At 42.2% G+C, this 4,815-nt stretch carries 7 protein-coding genes and 1 pseudogene; 6 read left to right on the top strand and 2 right to left on the bottom strand.

What is annotated here, in order from left to right; genetic code table 11:
• The 4 genes and pseudogenes from WKF69_RS18650 to mtgA form a co-directional block, all read left to right on the top strand.
• Positions 1-173 (top strand): annotated as a pseudogene (locus WKF69_RS18650) (30S ribosomal protein S6); the annotation flags it as partial.
• Positions 173-436: a 30S ribosomal protein S18 gene (gene rpsR, locus WKF69_RS18645; RefSeq protein WP_305363252.1), complete on the top strand. Its 264-nt coding sequence runs from the start codon at positions 173-175 to the stop codon at positions 434-436. The pseudogene WKF69_RS18650 and the gene rpsR, both read left to right, overlap by 1 nt.
• Before the next feature lie 15 nt (positions 437-451).
• A complete protein-coding gene (gene rplI / locus WKF69_RS18640) occupies positions 452-895 on the top strand; it encodes a 50S ribosomal protein L9 (protein WP_340383918.1) in 444 nt (147 codons plus the stop codon).
• A gap of 264 nt (positions 896-1,159) precedes the next feature.
• A complete protein-coding gene (gene mtgA / locus WKF69_RS18635; RefSeq protein ID WP_340383916.1) occupies positions 1,160-1,879 on the top strand; it encodes a monofunctional biosynthetic peptidoglycan transglycosylase in 720 nt (239 codons plus the stop codon).
• Between the two features lie 184 nt (positions 1,880-2,063).
• On the opposite strand, the gene WKF69_RS18630 is transcribed toward mtgA, so the two are convergent.
• Positions 2,064-2,546 (bottom strand): ABC transporter ATPase, encoded by a 483-nt coding sequence (locus tag WKF69_RS18630; RefSeq protein WP_340383914.1) that lies wholly within the window; start codon positions 2,544-2,546, stop codon positions 2,064-2,066.
• Positions 2,547-2,695: 149 nt separating this feature from the next.
• Positions 2,696-3,007, bottom strand: coding sequence for an ATP-binding protein (locus WKF69_RS18625; RefSeq protein ID WP_340383912.1), 312 nt, complete (start codon positions 3,005-3,007; stop codon positions 2,696-2,698).
• Positions 3,008-3,333: 326 nt separating this feature from the next.
• Between WKF69_RS18625 and WKF69_RS18620 the strand changes: the two genes are divergently transcribed.
• Positions 3,334-3,840 carry a hypothetical protein gene (locus tag WKF69_RS18620; protein ID WP_340383910.1) on the top strand — a complete coding sequence of 169 codons (507 nt, stop codon included), beginning with the start codon at positions 3,334-3,336 and terminating at the stop codon, positions 3,838-3,840.
• A 178-nt stretch (positions 3,841-4,018) separates the two neighbouring features.
• Positions 4,019-4,815: DUF3575 domain-containing protein (locus WKF69_RS18615; protein WP_340383908.1), on the top strand; the 797-nt coding region annotated here is incomplete at its 3' end.

Raw genomic sequence — 4,815 nt, 5'->3', positions numbered from 1 at the left:
AAGCTCCGGGTGAGTTTATTAACAAACTTGAAGTTGAATACAAACGTGACGAACGTATCATGCGTTTCTTAACTGTCGCGCTTGACAAGCACGCACTTGCTTTCAGTGAGAAAAAACGTAGCGGAGCTTTCAACAAGCCAAAAGAAACTAAAACTGAGGAGGTAGCGAAATAATGGCAAAAGACACAATCCAATACGTTACCGCTCCGAAAGTTGACGAGAGCCGTAAAAAATACTGCCGTTTCAGAAAGAACGGAATCAAGTATATCGATTACAAGGATGCTAACTTCTTATTGAAGTTTATAAATGACCAGGGTAAAGTTTTGCCACGCCGTTTAACTGGTACGTCATTGAAGTTCCAGCGTAAAGTTGCACAAGCTGTAAAGCGTGCGCGTCATATCGGGTTATTACCTTATGTTACTGATTCATTAAAATAGAGGGAGATAAGCGACATGGAACTAATTTTAAAACAAGACATCAAGAATCTCGGAGAGAAAGATGATGTTGTAAATGTGAAGCCAGGATACGGTCGTAACTTCCTTATACCAAAGGGTTATGCATCATTGGCTACAGAATCAGCAAAGAAAGTTTTGGCTGAAAACCTGAAGCAAGCTGCCTTCAAACAAGATAAGATCAAGAAAGATGCTGATGCTATTGCAAGCAAACTTGAAGGTGTTAAATTGTCTATCGGTGCTAAAGCAGGTGAGAGTGGTAAGATCTTCGGATCTGTAAATACTATTCAGATCGCTGATGCTTTAAAGAAAGAAGGATTTGAAGTAGATCGCAGACGCATTACATTCGAAACTGAGCCTAAGTTTGTTGGTGAATACATAGCGAACTTAAACCTTCACAAAGAAGTAAAGGTTAAGGTTCCGTTTGAGGTAGTAGCGGAGTAGGTAGTGGTTAGTAGTTAGTGATTAGTTGTTAGACTGACGACATCTGCTATTCGATTTAAATACTAGCTTTAGTAGGTACTTAAGAACGAATAGCTAAATAAAAAATGCTTTCTGATTTATTTCAGAAAGCATTTTTTTATTTTAGGGATTGGCAGTATGGCGTTACTTGGGGTAGCCGAGTATTTTTAGAACAATGACATTTTTGTAACGCCTCTCCGACTAGCCTAAGAACTAATCACTAACAACTAACAATCTATCCCACCAATGGCAAAACGAATATCCTCTAAGCAAACACCCCAATCCAAATTCAGGAAGTTCGCCAGAATACTTGCTAAGGTTATCATCTGGTTTATAGGGATCACGTTTGTATGGGTGCTGGCCTTAAAGTTTATCAATCCTCCGGTCACATTTTTAATGCTGCAACGTGGTATTGAGCGAAAGATCGACGGAAAAGAATGGAAAATTGAGAAAGAGTGGATCCATTTTGATGATCTGTCTGATAACCTTAAGAAAGCTGCTATTGCCGGCGAGGATGTGAATTTTCTTAAACACCGGGGATTTGACTTCAAGGCTATGGAAAACGCTTTTGAGAAAAATCAGAAGAGCAAGAAGGTGATAGGAGGAAGCACTATCAGTCAGCAAACCGCGAAGAATGTTTTTCTATGGCCCGGAAGGTCTTACGTCCGCAAAGCATTCGAAGTATATTTCACGGGATTGATCGAGCTCTTATGGAGTAAGGAACGGATCCTTGAGGTCTATCTGAATGTCATCGAAACAGGTGATGGCCTATATGGCGCTGAAGCTGCTTCCAGGAATTATTACCATAAGTCTGCCGTAAGCATGACTAAGCAGCAAGCTGCCTTACTGGTTGCGGTATTCCCAAACCCCAGAAGATGGTCGCCGGCAAAGCCCACGTCCTACATCTATCGTAAGCAAAACCTTATACTGCGGAATATGAGAAGGCTGGGGAAGTTGCCTTTCTGACCCCGTTATAACAGTCACTGTTCGCATTTAGAAGGCAAAGATTTACCGCAGAGTACGCAAAGTTCCACGCAGAAGTCGCAGAGTTAAAAGTTTATGTGTGAGAATTATATCAAATGATTTTCTGCGAACTTTGCGTAAAAACTCTGCGAACTCTGCGGTAAAAAAACCATTGGCGTCGAAGGCGCTAACTCACCTTATCGCCAAAAACCTGCCCATGCCAGCTATCTTTCATCGGAACCTCCCATGACGTACTTAAATCTTTACGCGTAGATATCATATTGTTAAAAACGATGGTATTTGAGCTGATCTGTCCGTTGCTCAGCAGTTCTTCAAATTCCGTTCTGCTGCAATTGATCACATTCTCTCCATCGCGGTAAGCTACCCTGAACCGGTCAAAAAGCTCAAGATTAAATTCCTGTTCAATTTCTTTCATCAGGTTGACTGATTTATCGATGGAACAGCCCGTAGCTCCGGCAACCTGTTCATCTACTGATAATATGATGAACTGATTATGGCGAATTTCTCCCTGCGCTGCAAGATCATGTCCATGAGCCTGCCATTGTGAGGTGAAATCGTTAAGCTTCTGCTGAATTTTTTGCTCTTCTTCAGAATTAAGGTCACGGTTGGCCTGATAGATCCAGATACGTGAATTGTCAGAAATATTCATGCACAAAAATACGAATTTATAAATCCGTAGATGCTCCGGCCTTATTATTTGATTATCGCCATGACGGGATTATTCTCAGCGACGACTGGGGTTAGTGGAAGCGAAAAATATAATGTCGATCCTTTGCCTTCTTCACTTTCTACTCCAATTTAGCCTTTGTGCCTTTTTATTATCTGCGAGCAGATATACAATCCAAGGCCGAAACCGGATATAACTGAGTTACTGTCCTTGGCCCGGTAAAATCTGCCGAATATTTTCTTGTGTTCTGAATCAGCGATTCCAATTCCATTGTCTTTAACCATAACCGAAATTTCATCATCGGTAGTAAGAGTCTCTACTAGGATATTAGTTCCGCCCGGTGAATATTTTGCTGCATTAGAGATCAGGTTAATAAGAACTTGTTCCAGCCTGTCCCTGTCGCCGCGAATGGTCGTATTTGATGGTTCCCCTTTCCCGGACAATCGTATGGTTGTTCGTATTCATTTGTGCATCCTCTATACACTCATTCACCAAAGCGTCAATAGAAAGCTCATTATAGCGGGTTATTAGTATTAATACTGCATTAAAAGCGATATTTTCACGTATTGTTGTCAGAAATTGCAAATAATTTAAATGTTTGAGGGATACAGCAGCCGGAGATTTGGAAGTTTTATTCCGGACACAATATAAATAGCTGATCCAGAGTTTGTTCTATGCGGGTGCGGATGTGCTATTGAATTGCTAATTTAGTACAACATTAACAGCGAATTTACACCGAGCATTCCAACCAAATAGTTCATTATTTCGCATGAAGCGATCATCTCATTCCGGCCCCGGCCCACTCGTTAATTCCCGTCTGTGGAAATGGTTTTTCCCCACGGTGATCATGATCGTTATTATGGCCTTTAACGGGGATGAGCTGGCGCACAAGCTTGCTGTGCAGGCCAAGCAGAAGCTAAGCGCCTTTCATGGAATTGATCATGTAGCGCTGAAGATTAAAAAATGTGAGATCACCATTTCTGATGAAGGATTTCTCCGTTACCGGAAGACCTACATAAGCGGGAAACAAGAGTATTATTCATTTAATTTATCTCGCCTTCAAAGTATAGATTACCTCGGCAGTTCAGGCTCGGGGAACCTGATCATCCGAACGATGGAAGATGATATTATTGTTCAAACCTACAATGACAGGAGCGGGAATGTAGATTCTATGTCTGTGGATATGAAAATAAGCCTGCAAGCCATTGAGGCTGAAGATCTTGCCGGCCTGCAGCAAGACCTGTTCGAGTTGAAACGCCTCGTAAGCAGAAATTGAGGTCACAAATCCCTCCGTTAGCTAGGAAATTGTGTCAAGCCCAACCCGTAAAAATTTAGACCCAATTGATTTTCTTTAAAGATTAAAAATACCCAATTATGGGGATTTACAAGGTTCCATATTTTATATAAGTCTGTCAACAGGTAATTATTTTAAGTTTAATTATAAAAAAACTACTATGGAGAAAAAGCTATTTTTATTGCTTGCCCTGGGGATCATTACCAGCACTTGTCTTGCGCAGGAAACAACTGAGGAAGCAAGGCAAAAAACGACCGTAGAAGGCGGGAAGAACCTCGTAAAAATTAACCTGCTATCCCTGCCGGTGCGGAATATATCACTCGGCTATGAACATCAGATTGGCCGAAGAGTAACAGCCGCGTTGGGATTCCGAGTTATGCCAAAGGGAGGCCTCCCTTTGAGGTCGACGATCTCCGACCTGATTGATGATCCTGAAACCGACAGGCAATTGGATAAACTTGAGATCGGCAATGTAGCGTTCACACCCGAAGTCAGGTTCTATTTAGGAAAGGAAGTGATGCGCGGCTTTTATCTTGCACCATTTGTTCGTATAAGCAGCTATAATGTAGACGTGCCAATTGAATTTGATGTGAATGGTACCACTCAGGTGATGCCTCTTAGCGGAAAGCTGAATACTTTTACTGGCGGCTTACAGATCGGTTCACAATGGAGACTTGGCGGCAAAATGTATCTGGACTGGTGGATCCTTGGACCTCAGTATGGCAGTGCAAATGGAGCAATTGACGGCAAGAAAGCCCTGAACGCACAGGAACAGCAGGAGCTGAGAGAAGAGCTTCAAGATATTGAAGTACCTTTTGCGGAAACCACCACAACTGTAAATGCAAGCGGCGCCAGACTGGATATTAAAGGGCCATGGGCTGGTTTGAGGGCGGGGCTGTTTGGGGGTGAGATTTTAGAAGAAAAAATCCCCATAATTGGGTATTTACAAGGCTCGTT

It is taken from the genome of Daejeonella sp. (genome assembly GCF_037719425.1).
Taxonomy (GTDB): Bacteria; Bacteroidota; Bacteroidia; order Sphingobacteriales; family Sphingobacteriaceae; genus Daejeonella.
The sequence above is the reverse complement of the archived record's forward strand: the minus strand, read 5'-3'. Positions and strand labels throughout refer to the sequence as shown.

Excerpts from the sequence above, each read along its gene's own strand:
- mtgA (WP_340383916.1), top strand. The coding sequence starts at position 1,160 with ATGGCAAAACGAATATCCTCTAAGCAAACACCCCAATCCAAATTCAGG.
- WKF69_RS18630 (WP_340383914.1), bottom strand. The coding sequence starts at position 2,546 with ATGAATATTTCTGACAATTCACGTATCTGGATCTATCAGGCCAACCGT.
- rplI (WP_340383918.1), top strand. The coding sequence starts at position 452 with ATGGAACTAATTTTAAAACAAGACATCAAGAATCTCGGAGAGAAAGAT.
- rpsR (WP_305363252.1), top strand. The coding sequence starts at position 173 with ATGGCAAAAGACACAATCCAATACGTTACCGCTCCGAAAGTTGACGAG.
- WKF69_RS18620 (WP_340383910.1), top strand. The coding sequence starts at position 3,334 with ATGAAGCGATCATCTCATTCCGGCCCCGGCCCACTCGTTAATTCCCGT.